2 protein-coding genes are annotated in these 17,939 nt (G+C 76.1%); both read left to right on the top strand.

What is annotated here, in order from left to right; translation table 11 throughout:
• The coding region (locus tag ABZW30_RS37925; protein ID WP_355675837.1) for a condensation domain-containing protein at positions 1 to 1,866 on the top strand (1,866 nt) is incomplete at its 5' end.
• 5 nt (positions 1,867 to 1,871) lie between these two features.
• Positions 1,872 to 17,939 (top strand): amino acid adenylation domain-containing protein, encoded by a 16,068-nt coding sequence (locus tag ABZW30_RS37920; RefSeq protein WP_355675836.1) that lies wholly within the window; start codon positions 1,872 to 1,874, stop codon positions 17,937 to 17,939.

The raw sequence follows: 17,939 nt of genomic DNA, 5'->3' as shown, positions 1-17,939 counted from the left end.
GTCGATCTCGGATGCGTCCGCAAGCACCTCTCCACCACCCTGCCCGACTACATGATCCCCAGCGCCCTGGTCGTCCTGGACGCCCTGCCGCTCACTGCGAGCGGCAAGCTCGACCGCCGGGCCCTGCCCGCACCGGACTTCACAGCGGCCGTCTCCGAGCGCGCCCCCGGCACCGCCCGCGAGGAGCTGCTGGCCGGCCTGTTCGCCGACCTCCTCGGACTGGAGCGCGTCGGCGTCGACGACGGGTTCTTCGAACTCGGCGGCGACTCCATCAGCTCCATCCAGCTCGTCGCCCGAGCCCGCGCCGCCGGACTCGTCTTCACCGCCCGCGACGTCTTCACCCGCCAGAGCGTCGCCGAACTCGCCCTGATCGCAACGGAGTCGACCGAGACCGTCACCGAGGACGACGGCACCGGCGACCTCCCCGCCACCCCGATCATGCACTGGCTACGGGAACGCGGCGGCCCGGTCGACGGCTTCCACCAGGCGATGCTGCTCCAGGTCCCGGCCGACCTCGGTCTCGACCGGCTCACCGACGCCCTGCGCACCCTGCTCGACCACCACGACGCCCTGCGCGCCCGCCTGGTCACCACCGAGGACGACACCTGGACCCTGCACATCCCGCCGCGCGGCGGCACCGAGCCCCGGATCACCCGGGTCGACGCCACCGGCCTGGACGCGACCGCGCTGCGCGCCCGCTTCGAGGAGCAGGCGCGGGCCGCCCAGGCCCGACTGGCGCCCGCCGACGGCGAGATGGCGCAGCTGGTCTGGTTCGACGCGGGCCCGGACACCCCCGGCCGACTGCTGGTGATGATCCACCACCTGGTCGTCGACGGCGTCTCCTGGCGCATCCTGCTGCCCGACCTCACCGCCGCCTGGCACGGCGAAACCCTCCAACCCACCGGCACCTCCCTCCGCACCTGGGCCCACCTCCTCACCACCGAAGCCACCCGACGCACCGACGAACTCCCCTACTGGCAGAGCGTCCTGGCCGCCCCCGACCCACTGCTCGGCAGCCGACCGCTCGACCCCCGCCAGGACACCCGGGCCACCGTCGGCCACCTGGAACTGGCGCTCCCGCCGGAGCTGACCGAGCCGCTGCTGACCACCGTCCCGGCGCTGTTCCACGCCGAGGTCAACGACGTCCTGCTCACCGCCCTCGCCCTCGCCGTCCAGCGCTGGCGCGGGCAGGACGGCGGCGGCGTACTGATCGAGCTGGAGGCGCACGGCCGCGAGGAGTTCACCGAGGGCGTGGACCTCGCCCGGACGGCCGGCTGGTTCACCGTCGCCCACCCCGTCCGGCTGATGCCGGGAACCGTCGACTGGGCCGAGGTCACCGACGCCGGCCCGGCCCTCGGCCGGGCGCTGAAGGCGGTGAAGGACCAGCTGCGCGCCATCCGGGACCACGGACTCGGCTACGGGCTGCTGCGCCACCTCGACCCGGAGACCGGACCCACCCTGGCCGAACTGCCCTCCCCGCAGCTCGGGTTCAACTACCTCGGCCGCTTCGCCACCGGCGACCCCGGCGAGCCGGCCGACTGGGGCCCCGCCCCCGAGATGGGCGCGATGTTCGGCGGCGCCGACGACGCGGCCCCGCTGGCGCACACCGCCACCGTCAACGCGCGGACCGAGGACCGCGCCGACGGCCCCCACTTCACCGCCGCCTGGTCCTGGGCCACCGGGGTGCTCTCCGCGCAGGAGGTGCGCCGGATCGGCGAGTTGTGGTTCGAGGCGCTGACCGCCCTGGTGCGGCACGCCGGCACTGACGGCGTCGGAGGTCTGAGCACCTCGGACGTCTCCCTGGTCGAGCTGAGCCAGGACGAGATCGACCTGTTCGAAGACGAGTTCGCGGATTGGGACCTGTAAGCACCATGGCCAACGCACGTATCCAGGACATCCTCCCGCTCTCGCGGCTCCAGGAAGGCCTGTTCTTCCACGCCCAGTTCGAGGCCGAAGGCGTCGACGTCTACTCCTCGCAGCTCACCCTGCACCTGGACGGCCCGCTGGATGCGGCCGCGCTCCAGGCCGCCGGACTCGCCCTGCTGGAACGGCACCCGAACCTCAAGGCGGCTTTCCGCCAGGCGGATTCGGGCAAGGCCGTGCAGGTGATCCCGCGCCGGGTCAAGCTGCCCTGGCAGGAGGTCGACCTCGCCCACCTGCCGGCGGCCGAGCAGGCCGCCGAGGTCGAACGGCTGCGCGCGGAGGACCGCGAGCGCCGCTTCGACCTGGCCAAGCCGCCCGCGCTGCGCTTCCTGCTGCTGCGGCTCGGCGCCGAGCGGCACGTGCTGATCCTCAACCACCACCACATCCTGTGGGACGGCTGGTCCAACGCCCTGCTGATGGGCGAGCTGTTCACGCTCTACCAGCGCGGCGGGGACGCCACCGGACTTCCCAGGGTCGCCCCGTACAAGAGCTACCTGGCCTGGGCCGCCGCCCAGGACCGGGGCGCCGCCGAGGCGGCCTGGCGGGAGGCCTTGGCCGGACTGGAGGAGCCCGGCCTGGTGGCGCCCGCCGAAGGGGAGCGGGCCGCCGTCCTGCCCGGCCGGGTCGAGCGGGAGCTCACCGAGCCGGCCACCGCCGAACTGGGCGCGCTCGCCCGCCGTCTCGGTGTCACCGTCAACACCGCGGTGCAGGCCGCATGGGGCCTGCTGGTCGCCCAGCTGACCGGGCGCGACGACGTGGTGTTCGGCGCGACCGTCTCCGGCCGCCCGGCCGAACTGCCCGGCGTGGAGCGGATGGTCGGGCTGTTCATCAACACCCTGCCGGTGCGGGTGCGGACCTGCGCCGCCGAGCCGGTCGCCGGGCTGATCACCCGGCTGCAGGCCGAGCAGTCCGCGCTGCTGCCGCACCAGCACGTCGGCCTCGACGAGGTACAGCGCTGGTCCGGCCTGGGTGAACTCTTCGACACCAACGTGGTGTTCGAGAACTACCCGCTGGACGCCGAGTCGCTCGCGATGACCGGTTCGGCCGTCACCGTGACCGCCGCCGACAGCCGGGAGGCCACCCACTACGCGCTGAACCTCGCGGTCGTCCCGGGTGCCCGGCTCAGCCTGCGACTGGACCACCGCCCCGACCTCTTCGACGACGCCGTCGCCCACCGCCTGCTCGACCGACTCGCCGACCTGCTGGGCCAGTTCACGACCGACGCCGACCAGCCGGTCGGCCGGCTGCGGCTGGTGGACGCCGGCGAGCGGCACCGCCAGCTCGTCGCCTGCAACGACACCGCCTCCGAACTGCCCGGCACCACCCTGGCCGAACTCTTCCAGGCCCGCGTCACCGCCACCCCGGACGCCGTCGCCCTGCTCTTCGACGGCGGTGAGCTGAGCTACCGCGAACTCGACGCCCGCGCCAACCGCCTCGCCCGGCACCTGGTCGAGCGGGGCGTCCGGCCGGAGACCGGCGTCGCACTGCTGATGCGCCGCTCCCCCGACCTGGTGGTGGCGATCCTCGCCGTCGTCAAGGCCGGCGGCTTCTACGTCCCGCTCGACGCCCGCTACCCGCTCGCCCACCGCCGGCTCATCCTCGCCGAGACGGCCGCCCGGGTGCTGCTCACCGACCGGAGCCTCGCCGAGGAGGCGCGCGGCCTCGACGAGAGCGGCGAACTGCCCGTGCTGGTGGTCGAGGACTTGCCCGCCGACGGCGACCCGACCGACCTCGCGGTGCCCGCCGCCGGGGACCGGCTCGCCTACGTGATGTACACCTCCGGTTCCACCGGCCGCCCCAAGGGCGTGGCCGCCACCCATCAGGGCGTCGTCGCCCTGGCCACCGACCGCCGTTTCACCGGCGGCGCCTACCGGCGCGTCCTGCTGCACGCGCCGTACTCCTTCGACGCCTCCACCGCCGAGCTGTGGGTGCCGCTGCTGGCCGGCGGGCAGCTCGTGGTCGCCCCGGACGGCGTGCTCTCCGCACAGGAGCTGGAGCGGCTGCTCGCCGAGTACACCGTGACCGGCGTGTTCGTCACCGCCGGCCTGTTCGGCCTGGTCGCCGAGGAGCGCCCGGAGTGCTTCCGGGGCGTGCGCGAGATCCTCACCGGCGGCGACGTGGTCTCCCCGACCGCCGTCGCGCGGGTGCGCGCGGTCAGCCCGGAGACCTCGGTGGTGATCGGCTACGGGCCGACCGAGGTCACCATGCTCGGCACCACCCATCCGGTGGACGGCACCGAGCCCGGCGCGATGCCGATCGGCCGCGCGCTCGACAACACCCAGGGGTACGTCCTCGACTCGGCGCTGCGCCCCGTCCCGGCCGGTGTCACCGGGGAGCTGTACCTCGCGGGCGTCGGCACCGCCCGCGGCTACCTCGACCGGCCCGGCCTCACCGCCGAGCGCTTCACCGCCGACCCGTACGGCCCGCCCGGCACCCGGATGTACCGCACCGGTGACTTGGTGCGCCGCCTCCCGGACGGGGTGCTGGCCTTCGTCGGCCGGGCCGACGAGCAGGTCAAGATCCGCGGCTTCCGGATCGAGCTGGGCGGGGTCGAGGCCGTACTGGCCGACCACCCGGCGGTGGCCCGCGCGGTCGTGGTGGTGCGCGAGGACCGGCCCGGATCCAAGCAGCTGGTCGGGTACGCGGTGCCCGCGCCCGGCGCCGCCGTCGACGCGGCCGAGCTGCGCGCGCACATCGGCGAGACGCTGCCCGAGTACATGGTGCCCAGTGCGGTCGTCCTGCTGGACACCCTGCCGCTGACCCCCAACGACAAGGTCGACCGGCGGGCACTGCCCGCGCCGGACTTCGGCCCGAGCGGGCCCGGCCGCACCGCGCGCACCGCCCGCGAGGAGCTGCTCGCCGGGCTGTTCGCCCAGGTCCTCGGCCTGGCGGAGGTCGGGATCGACGACGGCTTCTTCGAGCTGGGCGGCGACTCCATCACCTCGATCCAGCTGGTCGCCCGGGCCCGCAAGGCCGGCCTGGTGTTCAGCGCCCGGGACGTCTTCACCCGGCAGAGCGTCGCCGCCCTGACCGAGGCCGCGCGCGGCGCGGAGGAGGCCGTCGCCGCCGACGGCGACGCGGCGCTCGGCGGGGTGCCCGCCCTGCCGATCCTGCACGCGCTGCGCGAGCGCGGCGGCGAGGTCGACGGGTTCCACCAGGCGATGCTGCTCCAGGTCCCGGCCGGTCTCGGCCTCGACCGGCTGACCGCCGCCGTACAGACCGTGCTCGACCACCACGACGCCCTGCGCGCCCGTCTGGTCACCGCCGAGGACGGCACCTGGACCCTGCACGTCCCGCCGCGCGGCGAGGTACGGGCCGCGGGCCGCCTCTCCCGGGTCGACGTGGTCGGCGCCGGGCCGGCGGAGCTGCGGGCCGCCGTCTCCGCGCAGGCCCGGGCCGCCCGGGCCCGACTGGCCCCGCGGGCCGGGCTGATGCTCCAGGTGGTCTGGTTCGACGCCGGTCCGGACGCCCCGGGACGACTCCTGGTGACGGCCAACCACCTGGTGGTGGACGGGGTCTCCTGGCGCGTCCTGCTGCCCGATCTGGCCACCGCCTGGCAGGGCGGAGAGCTCCAGCCGGTCGCCACCTCGCTGCGCGGCTGGGCTCGCCTGCTGACCGCCGAGGCCGACCGCCGCACCGGCGAACTCCCCTTCTGGCAGGGCGTGCTGGCGCCGTCCGAGCCGCTCTTCGACCGTCCGGCGAAGGCCACCCCCGGCGGCCGGATCGAGCTGACCCTGCCCTCCGAGCTGACCGCACCCCTGCTCACCACCGTCCCGGCACTGTTCCACGCCGAGGTCAACGACGTCCTGCTCACCGCCCTCGCCCTCGCCGTCAACCGGGTGCGCGAGCGCACCGGCGGGGTGCTGATCGAGCTGGAGGGCCACGGCCGCGAGGAGTTCACCGACGGCGTCGACCTGTCCCGCACGGTCGGCTGGTTCACCAGCGCCTTCCCGGTCCGCCTCGACCCGGCCGGCACAGAGTCGGGCTGCACCGATCCGGGCGCCGCGCTGAAGGCCGTCAAGGAACAGCTGCGCGCCCTGCCGGACCGCGGCCTCGGCTACGGCCTGCTGCGTCACCTCAACCCGGAGACCGGCCCCACCCTGGCCGAACTTCCCGCCCCGCAGCTCGGGTTCAACTACCTCGGCCGGATCGCCACGGGCCGTCCCGGCGGCACCGACTGGGCCCCGGCACCCGAGCTGACGGCGGACCCGGCCGAGGCCGGCGCCCCCGCGCACGCCGTCGCCGTCAACGCCTGGACGGCGGACGGCGACACCGGCCCCCGACTGACCGCCGCCTGGACCTGGGCCGAGGGCGCGCTCACCGAGCCCGAGGTGCGCGAGCTGGGCCAGGCCTGGTTCGACGCCCTGGTCGCCCTGACGGCGCACGCCCGGCAGCCGGGCGCGGGCGGGCCGACCCCGTCCGACGTCCCACTCGCCGGCGTCACCCAGGCCGACCTCGACCTGCTGGCGGACCAGCCCATCGCCGATGTGCTGCCGCTGACGCCGCTCCAGGAGGGCCTGCACTTCCACGCCGGGTACGACACCGAGGGCCTCGACGTCTACACCACCCTGCTGTCGCTCGGCCTGGACGGCCCGCTGGACGCCGCCCGGCTGCGCGCCGCGTTCGGCGCACTGCTCGACCGCCATCCTCAACTGCGCGCCGCCGTCCGCCCGTTGGCCGACGGCCGGGCGGTGCAGGTGATCCCGCGCGAGGTCGAACTGCCCTGGTGCGAGGTCGACCTCGGCCACCTCGACGAGGACGGGCGCACGGCCGAGCTCGACCGACTTCGCGAGCGGGAGCGCGGCCACCGCTTCGACCTCGCGGCGCCGCCGCTGCTGCGGGTCACCCTGGCCCGGCTGGCCGAGAACCGGCACGCGCTGCTACTGACGAACCATCACATCCTGTGGGACGGCTGGTCCCTGGGCGTCCTGATCGACGAGCTGTTCACCCTGTACCGGGAGGGCGCCGACGCCCGGCTGCCCCGGGTCGCGCCGCTGCGCGACTACCTCGCCTGGGCCGCCGCCCAGGACCGCGAGGCCGCCCGGCAGGCCTGGCGGACCGCACTCGCCGACGTCGAGGAGGCCACCCTGCTGGCGGCTCCCGGGGAGCGCGGCGCCGCCCTGCTGCCGGAGCGTCTGCAGACCCTGCTCCCGGCGGAGGCGACCGAGCGGCTGAGCGCCGCCGCCCGCCGTCTCGGCGTCACCGTGAACACCGTCGTCCAGGCCGCCTGGGGCCTGGTGCTGGCCCACCACACCGGCCGTGAGGACGTCGTCTTCGGCGCCGTGGTCTCCGGCCGTCCGGCCGAACTCCCGGGCGTGGAGCGGATGGTCGGCCTGCTGGTCAACACCCTGCCGGTGCGGCTGCGCACCGCCCCCGGCGAGCCGCTGGCCGCGCTGGCGGCGCGCCTGCAGAACGAGCAGTCCGCCCTGCTGGCGCACCAGCACGTCGGCCTCGCCGAGCTCCAGCGCTGGGCCGGCACCGGCGAACTCTTCGACACCGTCCTCGCGTTCGAGAACTATCCGGTGGACGCCGACGCCCTGGCCGGCCCCGCCGACGGCCTGCGGATCGGCTCGGCCCACATCCAGGACGCCACCCACTACCCGCTCACCCTCGTGGTGGTGCCCGGCGCCCGCCTCGACCTGCGGCTCTCCTACCGGCCCGACCTCTTCGACCGGACCGCCGCCGAACAGGTGCTGGCCCGGGTGGAGCGGGCCCTGGCCTCCTTCGTCGCGGACGCCGCACTGCCGACCGGTCGGCTCGACCTGCTCTCCCCCGCCGAGCGCGCCACCGCACTGCCGCCGGCCCGGCCGCACACCGCGCCCGACCCCGCCACGATCCCCCGGCTCTTCGAGGCCCAGGCCGCCCGCACCCCGGAGGCCGTCGCCCTGAGCTGCGAGGGCCGCGAGCTGAGCTACGCCGAGCTGAACGCCGCCGCCAACCGGCTCGCCCGGCTGCTGGTCGCCCGCGGCGCCGGCCCCGAGCGCACCGTCGCCCTGGCGCTGCCGCGCTCGACGGACCTGGTGGTGGCCGTGCTCGCCGTCCTCAAGACCGGCGCCGCCTACGTCCCGGTCGACCCCGACTCGCCCGCCGAGCGGACCGCCTTCATCCTGGCCGACGCCGCCCCGGCACTGCTGCTCACCGAGCGGGCGACCGCCGCCCGGCTGCCCGAGGCCGCCATCCCGCTCCTGCTGCTCGACGACGAGGCCATCGCCGACCAGGCGGACACCGACCTCGCCGACACCGACCGCCGCTCCCCGCTGCTGGCCGACCACCCGGCATACGTCATCTACACCTCCGGCTCGACCGGCCGCCCCAAGGGCGTCGCCGTACCGCACCGCAACGTGGTCCGCCTGCTCGCCAGCACCGAGGAGCTGTTCGGCTTCGGCCCGCGGGACGTCTGGACGCTCTTCCACTCCTACGCCTTCGACTTCTCGGTCTGGGAGCTCTGGGGTCCGCTGCTCCACGGCGGCCGGCTGGTCGTCGTGCCCTATCTGGTCAGCCGCTCACCCGCCGACGTCCTGGCGCTGCTGCGCCGCGAGCGGGTGACGGTGCTCAACCAGACCCCGTCCGCCTTCTACCAACTGCTCGACGCCGAGCGCGAGTGCGCCACCGGCGCGATCGCCGCGCTGCGCACCGTGGTGTTCGGCGGTGAGGCGCTCGACCCGGGCCGGCTCGCCGACCACGGGCTACTCGACACCGGGCGAACCCACCCGGCGGACGGGCCACGCCTGGTGAACATGTACGGCATCACCGAGACCACCGTGCACACCACCCACCACCCGCTCGCCCCGGCCGACGCCGCCGCCTCGGGCAGTGCGATCGGCCGCGCCCTGCCGGACCTCGACCTGTACGTCCTGGACGGCAGCCTGCGCCCGGTGCCCGCGGGCGTCCCCGGCGAGCTGTACGTGGCCGGCCCGGGCCTGGCCCGCGGCTACCGCGGCCGGCCCGGGCTGACCGCCGAGCGGTTCACCGCCGACCCGTTCGGCGCCCCCGGCACCCGGATGTACCGCTCGGGCGACGTGGTCCGGCGCACCGCCGACGGCTGCCTGGAGTACCTCGGCCGGGCCGACGAGCAGGTGAAGATCCGCGGCTTCCGGATCGAACTCGGCGAGATCGAGGCCGCGCTTCTGCGGCACCCGGCCGTCCGCCAGGCCGCCGTGGTCGTCCGCGAGGACCGGCCGGGCGACAAGCGCCTGGTCGGCTACCTGGTCCCGGCCGAGGGCTGCGACCTGGCGACCGTCCGGGAGCACCTCACCGCCGCCCTGCCCGGGTACATGGTGCCCGCCGCGCTGGTGGAGCTGGCCGCGCTGCCGCTCACCGGCAACGGCAAGCTGGACCGCCGGGCCCTGCCCGCCCCCGGGCAGCCGTCCGACCCTGCGGGCCGTGCCCCGCGCACCGAGCGCGAGGCCGTGTTGTGCGGGCTGTTCGCCGAGGTGCTGGGCCTGCCCGAGGTCGGGATCGACGGCGACTTCTTCGCCCTCGGCGGCCACTCGCTGCTCGCCACCCGGCTGGTCGGCCGGGTCCGCGCGGTGCTCGGCGCCGAGCTCGGCGTCCGCGCCCTGTTCGAGGCGCCGACCGTCGCCGCACTCGCCGCGCGCCTGGCCGAGGGCCTCCCGCAGACGCGCCCGGCCCTGCGCCCGGCGGAGCGGCCCGAGCGGCTGCCGCTCTCCTCCGCCCAGCAGCGGCTCTGGTTCCTCGGCGCCCTGGAGGGCGCCGGCGCCGCCTACAACATCCCGATGGCCGTCCGCCTCACCGGCCCACTGGACCGTACGGCCCTGCGGCTGGCGCTCGGCGACGTGCTGGCGCGCCACGAGGCGCTGCGCACCGTCTTCCCGCAAGCCGCCGACGGCACGCCGTACCAGCGGATCACCGACGCGCCGGCCGAGCTGACCGAGGTGGCCGCCACGGCGGAGCAGCTGCCCGTCCTGCTCGCCACGGCGGCCGGGCGGGGCTTCGCCCTGTCCCGCGACCTGCCGCTGCGCGCGACGCTCTTCGCACTCGCCCCGCAGGAGCACGTCCTGCTGCTGACCGTGCACCACATCGCGGGCGACGGCTGGTCCATGGGCCCGCTGGCCCGCGACCTGTCCACCGCCTACGCCGCCCGGCTCGACGGCACGGCCCCCGCCTGGGCGCCGCTGCCGGTGCAGTACGCCGACTACACCCTCTGGCAGCGCGACCTGCTCGACGGCGACCTGACCGGGCGCCAGCTCGACTACTGGCGCGAGACCCTGGCCGGCGCCCCGGAGGAACTGGCGCTGCCGACGGACCGCCCGCGCCCCGCCGTGGCGAGCCACCGCGGCGAGCGGATCGACTTCGCCACGGACGCCGCCCTGCACCGGGCGCTCGGCGAGCTGGCCGTCGCGCACGGCACGACCGTCTTCATGGTCGTCCAGGCCGCCTTCGCCGCCCTGCTCTCCCGGCTCGGCGCGGGCACCGACATCCCGCTCGGCACCCCGGTCGCCGGGCGCACCGACGAGGGGCTGGACGACCTGGTCGGGTTCTTCGTCAACACCCTGGTGCTGCGCACCGACCTGTCCGGGGACCCGAGCTTCACCGAACTCCTGGGCCGGGTGAGGGAGTCCGTGCTCGGCGCCTACGCCCACCAGGACGTCCCGTTCGAGCAGGTGGTCGAGGCGGTCAACCCGACCCGCTCGATGGGCCGGCACCCGCTGACCCAGACCATGATCGCCTGGCAGAGCAACGCCGACCCCCGGCTCGACCTGCCCGGTCTGGCGACCGAGCCGGTGGCCACCGGCGCGGTGGCCGCCCGCTTCGACCTCTCGCTCAGCCTGGGCGAGCGGACCGCCGGGGACGGTTCCCCGGCCGGGCTGGCGGGCAGCTTCGAGTACGCCACCGACCTGTTCGACCGGAGCACGGTGGAACTGCTCGCCGAGCGCTTCCGCCGGCTGCTCACCGTCGTCACCGCCGCGCCGGACACCCTGGTCGGCGCGATCGAGTTGCTGACCGGCACCGAGCGCACCCGGCTGCTGGAGGCCTGGAACGCCACCGCCGTACCGGTCACCCCGGCCACCCTGCCCGCGCTCTTCGAGGCGCAGGCCGCCCGCACCCCCGAGGCCGTCGCCCTCGCCTGCGAGGGCCGCGAGCTGAGTTACGCCGAGCTGAACGCCGCCGCCAACCGGCTCGCCCGGCACCTGATCACCCTCGGGGCCGCGCCGGAGCGGCGGGTCGCCATCGCGCTGCCGCGCTCCGAGCGCTTCCCGGTGGCGCTGCTCGCCGTGCTCAAGTCCGGTGCGGCGTACGTCCCGGTGGACCCGGCGTACCCGGCCGAGCGGGTCTCCTACCTGCTCGCGGACGCGGCTCCGGTGCTGCTGCTGACCGACGGCACCACCACGCTGCCCGCGCACCAGGTGCCCACGGTCGACCTGGACGTGCTCGACCCGGCCGCACTGCCGGAGCACGACCTGACGGACGGTGAGCGGCACACGCCGCTGCGGCCGGACCACCCGGCCTACGTGATCTACACCTCGGGCTCGACCGGCCGCCCCAAGGGCGTCGTGGTACCGCACCACGGCCTCGCCGGCCTGGCCGGCGCCCAGATCGAGCGGTTCGCGGTGGAGCCGGGCAGCCGGGTCCTGCAGTTCGCCTCGACCAGCTTCGACGCGGCGGTCTCCGAGCTGGCGATGGCCCTGCTCTCCGGCGCCACCGCCGTCCTCGCCCCGCAGGAGCGGCTGACCCCCGGCGTCCCGCTCGCGGAGCTGGCCGCCGAGCAGCGGATCAGCCATGTCACGCTGCCCCCGGCCGCGCTGGCGGTCCTGTCTCCGGCGGACCTGCCCTCGGTGACCACCCTGGTCACGGCCGGTGAGGCCTGCCCGGCGGCCCTCGCCGAGCGCTGGTCGGCCGGCCGCCGGATGATCAACGCCTACGGTCCGACCGAGTCCACCGTCTGCGCCACCATGAGCGAGCCGCTCTCCGGCGCCGGCACCCCGCCGATCGGCCGACCGATCCGGAACACCCGGGTGTACGTCCTGGACGCCCGGCTGCGGCCGGTGCCGACGGGTGTGCCCGGCGAGCTCCACCTCGCCGGGGACGGCCTGGCACGCGGCTACCTCGACCGGCCCGGTCTGACCGCCGAGCGCTTCACCGCCGATCCGTACGGCCCGGCCGGTAGCCGGATGTACCGCACCGGCGACCTGGTGCGCTGGACGGCCGACGGCACGCTGGTCTACCTGGGCCGCACCGACGACCAGGTGAAGCTGCGCGGGTTCCGGATCGAACTCGGCGAGGTGGAGGCCGCGCTGGCCGCCCACCCGGCGGTCGGCGGGTCGGCCGCGGTGGTCCGGGAGGACCGGCTGGTCGGCTACGTCGTCCCGGCGGCGGGCGGCTCGGCCGACCCGGCCGCGGTCCGCGCCCGCCTGGCGGAGCGGCTGCCGCAGCACCTGGTCCCGGCCGCGGTGGTCGTCCTGGACGCCCTGCCGCTGACCCCGAACGGCAAGCTGGACCGTCGGGCCCTGCCCGCACCGGACTTCACAGCGGCCGTCTCCGAGCGCGCCCCCGGCACCGCCCGCGAGGAGCTGCTGGCCGGCCTGTTCGCCGACCTGCTCGGACTGGAGCGGGTCGGCGTCGACGACGGGTTCTTCGAACTCGGCGGCGACTCCATCAGCTCCATCCAGCTCGTCGCCCGAGCCCGCGCCGCCGGACTCGTCTTCACCGCCCGCGACGTCTTCACCCGCCAGAGCGTCGCCGAACTCGCCCTGATCGCAACGGAGTCGACCGAGACCGTCACCGAGGACGACGGCACCGGCGACCTCCCCGCCACCCCGATCATGCACTGGCTGCGCGAGCACGGCGGCCCGGTCGACGGCTTCCAGCAGGCCGTGCTGGTGCGGCTCCCGGCGGGCGCGGACCTCGACCGGCTCACCGGCGCCCTGCGCACCCTGCTCGACCACCACGACGCCCTGCGCGCCCGCCTGGTCACCGCCCAGGACGGCACCTGGTCGCTCCACGTCCCGCCGCGCGGCGGCACCGAGCCCCGGATCACCCGGGTCGACGCCCGCGTCGAGGACCGGTCGGACCTGCTCCGGCGCGAGGCGCTGGCCGCACAGGGCCGGCTCGACCCGGCGGCGGGTGCCATGGTGGAGGCGGTCTGGTTCGACGCGGGCCCGGACACCCCCGGCCGACTGCTGGTGATGATCCACCACCTGGTCGTCGACGGCGTCTCCTGGCGCATCCTGCTGCCCGACCTCACCGCCGCCTGGCACGGCGAAACCCTCCAACCCACCGGCACCTCCCTCCGCACCTGGGCCCACCTCCTCACCACCGAAGCCACCCGACGCACCGACGAACTCCCCTACTGGCAGAGCGTCCTCGACGGCCCCGACCCACTGCTCGGCAGCCGACCGCTCGACCCGGGGCAGGACACCGTCGGGACGGCCGGCCGGCTCGACCTCGCCCTGCCCGCCGACGTCACCGGCCCCCTGCTGTCCACCGCGCCCGCGCTGCTCCACGCCGAGGTCAACGACGTCCTGCTCACCGCCCTCGCCCTCGCCGTCCAGCGCTGGCGCGGGCAGGACGGCGGCCTGCTGGTCGAGCTGGAGGGCCACGGCCGGCGGGAGTTCACCACCGGGGTGGACCTCACCCGGACCGTCGGCTGGTTCACCACCGCGCACCCCGTCCGGCTCGACCCGGGCACCGGCGGCCCCGGCGACGCACTCAAGGCCGTCAAGGAGCAGCTGCGCGCCGCCCCCGACCACGGCCTCGGCCACGGCCTGCTGCGCCGCCTCAACCCCGAAACCGCCGCCGTCCTCGCCCAACTGCCCACCCCCCAGATCGGGTTCAACTACCTGGGCCGCTTCGGCGGCGCCCCGGACGGCCCCGCCGCCGACTGGTCCGCCCTGCCGGTCGGCACCGAGCACGGCGGCCTCGACCCGCGCGCGCCGCTGGCGCAGGCCCTGACCGTCAACGCCCGCACCGAGGACCGGCCGGAGGGCCCCGCCCTGGTCGCCGCCTGGTCCTGGGCCGCCGGGGTGCTCCCCGAGGAGCGGGTCCGCGAGCTGGCCGGGCTCTGGTTCGAGGCGCTGCGCGAGCTGGTGGCGTACGCGGCGCAGCCGGACGCGGGCGCGCTCACCCCGTCCGACGTCCCGTTGGCCGGGCTGACCCAGCCCGAGCTGGACCGGCTGGCCGACGAGCCGCTGGCCGACGTGCTGCCGCCCGCGCCGCTCCAGGAGGGCCTGTACTTCCACGCCCGCTACGACGACCGGGGGCCGGACGTCTACACCGCGCAGTTGGCACTCGACCTGGCCGGCCCGCTGGACCCGGCGGCGCTGCGCCGGGCCGCCGCCGCCCTGCTGGAACGGCACCCGCAGCTTCGGGCGGGCTTCCGCCAGGCGGCGGACGGCCGGCTGCTCCAGGTGATCCCGCGCGAGGTCGAACTGCCGTGGCGGGACGCCGATCTGAGCGGCCTGCCGGAAGACGGGCAGGCCCCCGCGCTGGAGCTGCTGCGCGCCGAGGAGCGGGCCCGCCGCTTCGACCCGGCGGCCCCGCCGCTGCTGCGCCTGGCGCTGGTCCGGCTGGCCGCCGAGCGGCACGTGCTGGTGCTGACCAACCACCACCTGCTGTGGGACGGCTGGTCGATCGGTGTGCTGATCGGCGAGCTGGCCGAGCTGTACCGGGCCGGCGCGGCGGCGCGGCTGCCCCGGCCGACCCCGCTGCGGGACTACCTCGGCTGGCTGGCCGGGCAGGACCGGGAGGCCGCCCGGACCGCCTGGCGGGCGGCGCTGGCCGGGGTGGAGGAGCCGACCCTGCTGTCCGGCGCCGCCCACCGAGAGCGGCAGGAGCTGCCCGAGCGGGTGCTCGACCGGCTGCCGCGGGACCTCACCGCAGCCGTCGAGGCGGCGGCGCGCCGGCTGGGCGTGACCGTCAACACCGTGGTCCAGGCCGCCTGGGGCCTCGTCCTCGCCCAGCTGACCGGGCGCACGGACGTCGTCTTCGGCGCGGTGGTCTCCGGCCGTCCGGCCGAACTGCCCGGTGTGGAAAGGCTGGTCGGTCTGCTGATCAACACCTTGCCGGTGCGGGTCCGGCTGGACCACGCCGAGCCGCTGGCCGGCCTGCTGACCCGGCTCCAGGCGGAGCAGTCGGCGCTGCTCGCCCACCAGCACCTCGGTCTCGCGCAGCTGCAGCGGCTCGCCGGAGTGGGTGAACTCTTCGACACGGCCTACGTGTTCGAGAACTACCCGGTGGACCCGGCGGCGCTCTCCGACGCTCCCGGCGGGGGCCTGCGGATCACCGGCGCGGACGGCCTGGACGGGACGCACTACCCGGTGACCGTCGCCGTCCTGCCCGGCGAGCGGCTCGGGCTGCGGGTGGACCACCGGCCGTCCCTGGTCGGCCGGGCCACCGCCGAGCGGATCGTCACCGGCCTGCGCGCGGTGCTCGCGGCCGTCGTCGACGACCCCGCACTCCCGGTCGGTCGGCTGGCGCTGCTGGACGAAGGGACCGCCCGCACGGTCCTCACCGACTGGAACGACACCGCCACCGCCACCCCGGCCGGCACCCTGCCGGAGCTGTTCGCCGCCCAGGCCGCCCGCACGCCGTTCGCGACCGCCGTCGTCTCCGGCGCGGAAGAGCTGAGCTACCGGGAGCTGGACGAACGGGCGAACCGGCTCGCCGCGCAGCTGCGCCGGCTCGGCATCGGCGCCGAGGACGCCGTCGCCGTCCTGATGGAGCGGTCCGCGGACCTGGTGGTGGCGGTCCTCGCCGTCCTCAAGGCGGGCGGCTGCTACGTGCCGCTGGACGCCCGGTACCCGCTGGCCCACCGGCGGCTGATCCTGGCCGACACCGGCGCCGCCGTGGTGCTCACCGACCGGGCCCTGGGCGCCGAGGCCGACCTGCTCGGCCTGCCGACGCTGCTCGCCGACGACATCCCCGGTGGACCGGCCGCATCGGCCGCCGACCCCGGTCTGCCGCCGTCGCCCGACGCCCTCGCGTACGTGATGTACACCTCGGGCTCCACCGGCCGCCCCAAGGGTGTGGCGGTCACCCACCGCAACGTCGCCGAGCTGGCCGCCGACCGCCGCTGGCCCGGCGGCGCGCACCGGCGGGTGCTGCTGCACTCCTCCCCCGCCTTCGACGCCGCCACCTACGAGCTGTGGGTGCCGCTGTTGTCCGGCGGCACGGTGGTGGTGGCGCCGCCGCAGGCACGGACCACGGCCGAACTGGCCGAGGTGCTCACCGCGCACGGGGTGACCGCGCTGTGGGCGACGGCCGGCCTGTTCGCCCTGATCGCCGAGGAGCGGCCGCAGGCCCTGCGCGGGGTCCGCGAGGTGCTGGCCGGTGGTGACGTGGTGTCACCGGCCGCGGTGGCCGGGGTCCAGGAGGCCTGCCCGGGCACCCGGGTGGTGATCGGCTACGGCCCGACCGAGACGACCACCTTCGCGACCTGCGCCCCGCTCGGCCCGGTCACCGACCCGGCCGCGGCACTGCCGATCGGCCGCCCGCTGGACAACACCCGGGTACGGGTACTGGACGCCGCGCTGCGCCCGGTCGCGCCCGGCACGGTCGGCGAACTGTACGTGGCGGGCACCGGAGTGGCCCGCGGCTACCTGGCGCGCCCGGGGCTGACCGCGGAGCGCTTCATCGCCGACCCGTACGGCCCGCCCGGCTCCCGGATGTACCGCACCGGCGACCTGGCCCGGTGGAGCGCGCAGGGCGAGCTGCTGTTCGCCGGGCGCGCCGACCAGCAGGTGAAGCTGCGCGGGTTCCGGATCGAACTCGGCGAGGTGGAGGCCGCGTTGACCGCCCACCCGGCGGTGAACCGGGCCTGTGCGGTGGTCCGTGAGGACCGCCCCGGCGACCGCCGCCTGGTCGGCTACCTGGTGCCGGCCGACGACGAGCGGCCCGACCCCGGGCTGCTGCGCGAGCAGCTCGCCGAGGACCTGCCCGCGTACCTCGTCCCGAGCGCGCTGGTGCTGGTGGACGCGCTGCCGCTGACGCCCAACGGCAAGGTGGACCGGCGCACGCTGCCCGCGCCCGAGGCGGACCACCGCCCGGCCGGGCGCGAGCCCGCCGACGGCACCGAGCGGGAGCTGTGCGAGCTGTTCGCGCAGGTGCTGGGGCTGCCCCGGGTCGGCGTCGAGGAGGACTTCTTCGGCCTCGGCGGCGACTCGCTGCTCGCCACCCGGCTGGCCGGGCGGCTGGCCGCGCTCGGCCACCGGGCGGGGCTGCGCGACCTGTTCGAGGCACCCACGCCCGCCGCGCTGGCCGGCCGGCTGAGCACGGGCGGGGCCGCGGACCCGTTCGACGTCCTGCTCCCGCTGCGCACCGGCGGCGACCTGCCTCCGCTGTTCTGCGTCCACCCGGGCTTCGGCCTCGGCTGGTCCTTCCGCGGCCTGGCCGCGCACCTGCCGGACGGGCACCCGCTGTACGCCCTCCAGGCCCGCGGGCTGCGGGAGTCGGACGGCCTGCCGGACGACGTGGAGCAGATGGCCGCCGAGTACGTGGCCCGGATCCGCGAGGTCCGGCCGAGCGGCCCGTACCACCTGCTCGGCTGGTCCTTCGGCGGCGCGGTCGCGCACGCGATGGCCACGCGGCTGCAGGCGGCCGGCGAGCGCGTCGACCTGCTCGCGGTGCTGGACTGCTACCCCGGCGTCGGGGTCGCCCGGCCGGACACCGCGGAGCTGCGGCAGGAGCTGCTCGCGGTCCTGCTGCGCGCGCTGAACGGTCCCGCCGCGGCGGGCCCGCTGACCCCGGACCAGGTGGCGGCGCTGGCCGGCACGCCGGGGCTCGCGACCGGCGCCGAGGTGGCGGCCGTCGTCGAGACCTTCGTCCGCAGCACGATTCTGCTGGACAAGTTCACCCCGGCGACGTTCCACGGCGACCTGCTGTTCTTCACCGCCGATCATGGTCGGTCCGAGACCGCGCCGACCTCCGAGGTGTGGCGCGCTCACTGCACCGGGCGAGTGGTCGACACCGCCGTCGCGTGCGCCCACCACGACATGACCCGGCCCGCGGCCCTGGCCGCCATCGGCCGCGTGGTGTCCGCCGCCCTGCGGCGCGCCTGA

Origin of the sequence: Kitasatospora sp. NPDC004669 (genome assembly GCF_040609455.1) — a bacterium.
In the GTDB taxonomy this organism is placed as follows: Bacteria; Actinomycetota; Actinomycetes; order Streptomycetales; family Streptomycetaceae; genus Kitasatospora.
This window is presented reverse-complemented; position numbering and strand designations above follow the sequence as displayed.

Excerpts from the sequence above, each read along its gene's own strand:
- ABZW30_RS37920 (WP_355675836.1), top strand. The coding sequence starts at position 1,872 with ATGGCCAACGCACGTATCCAGGACATCCTCCCGCTCTCGCGGCTCCAG.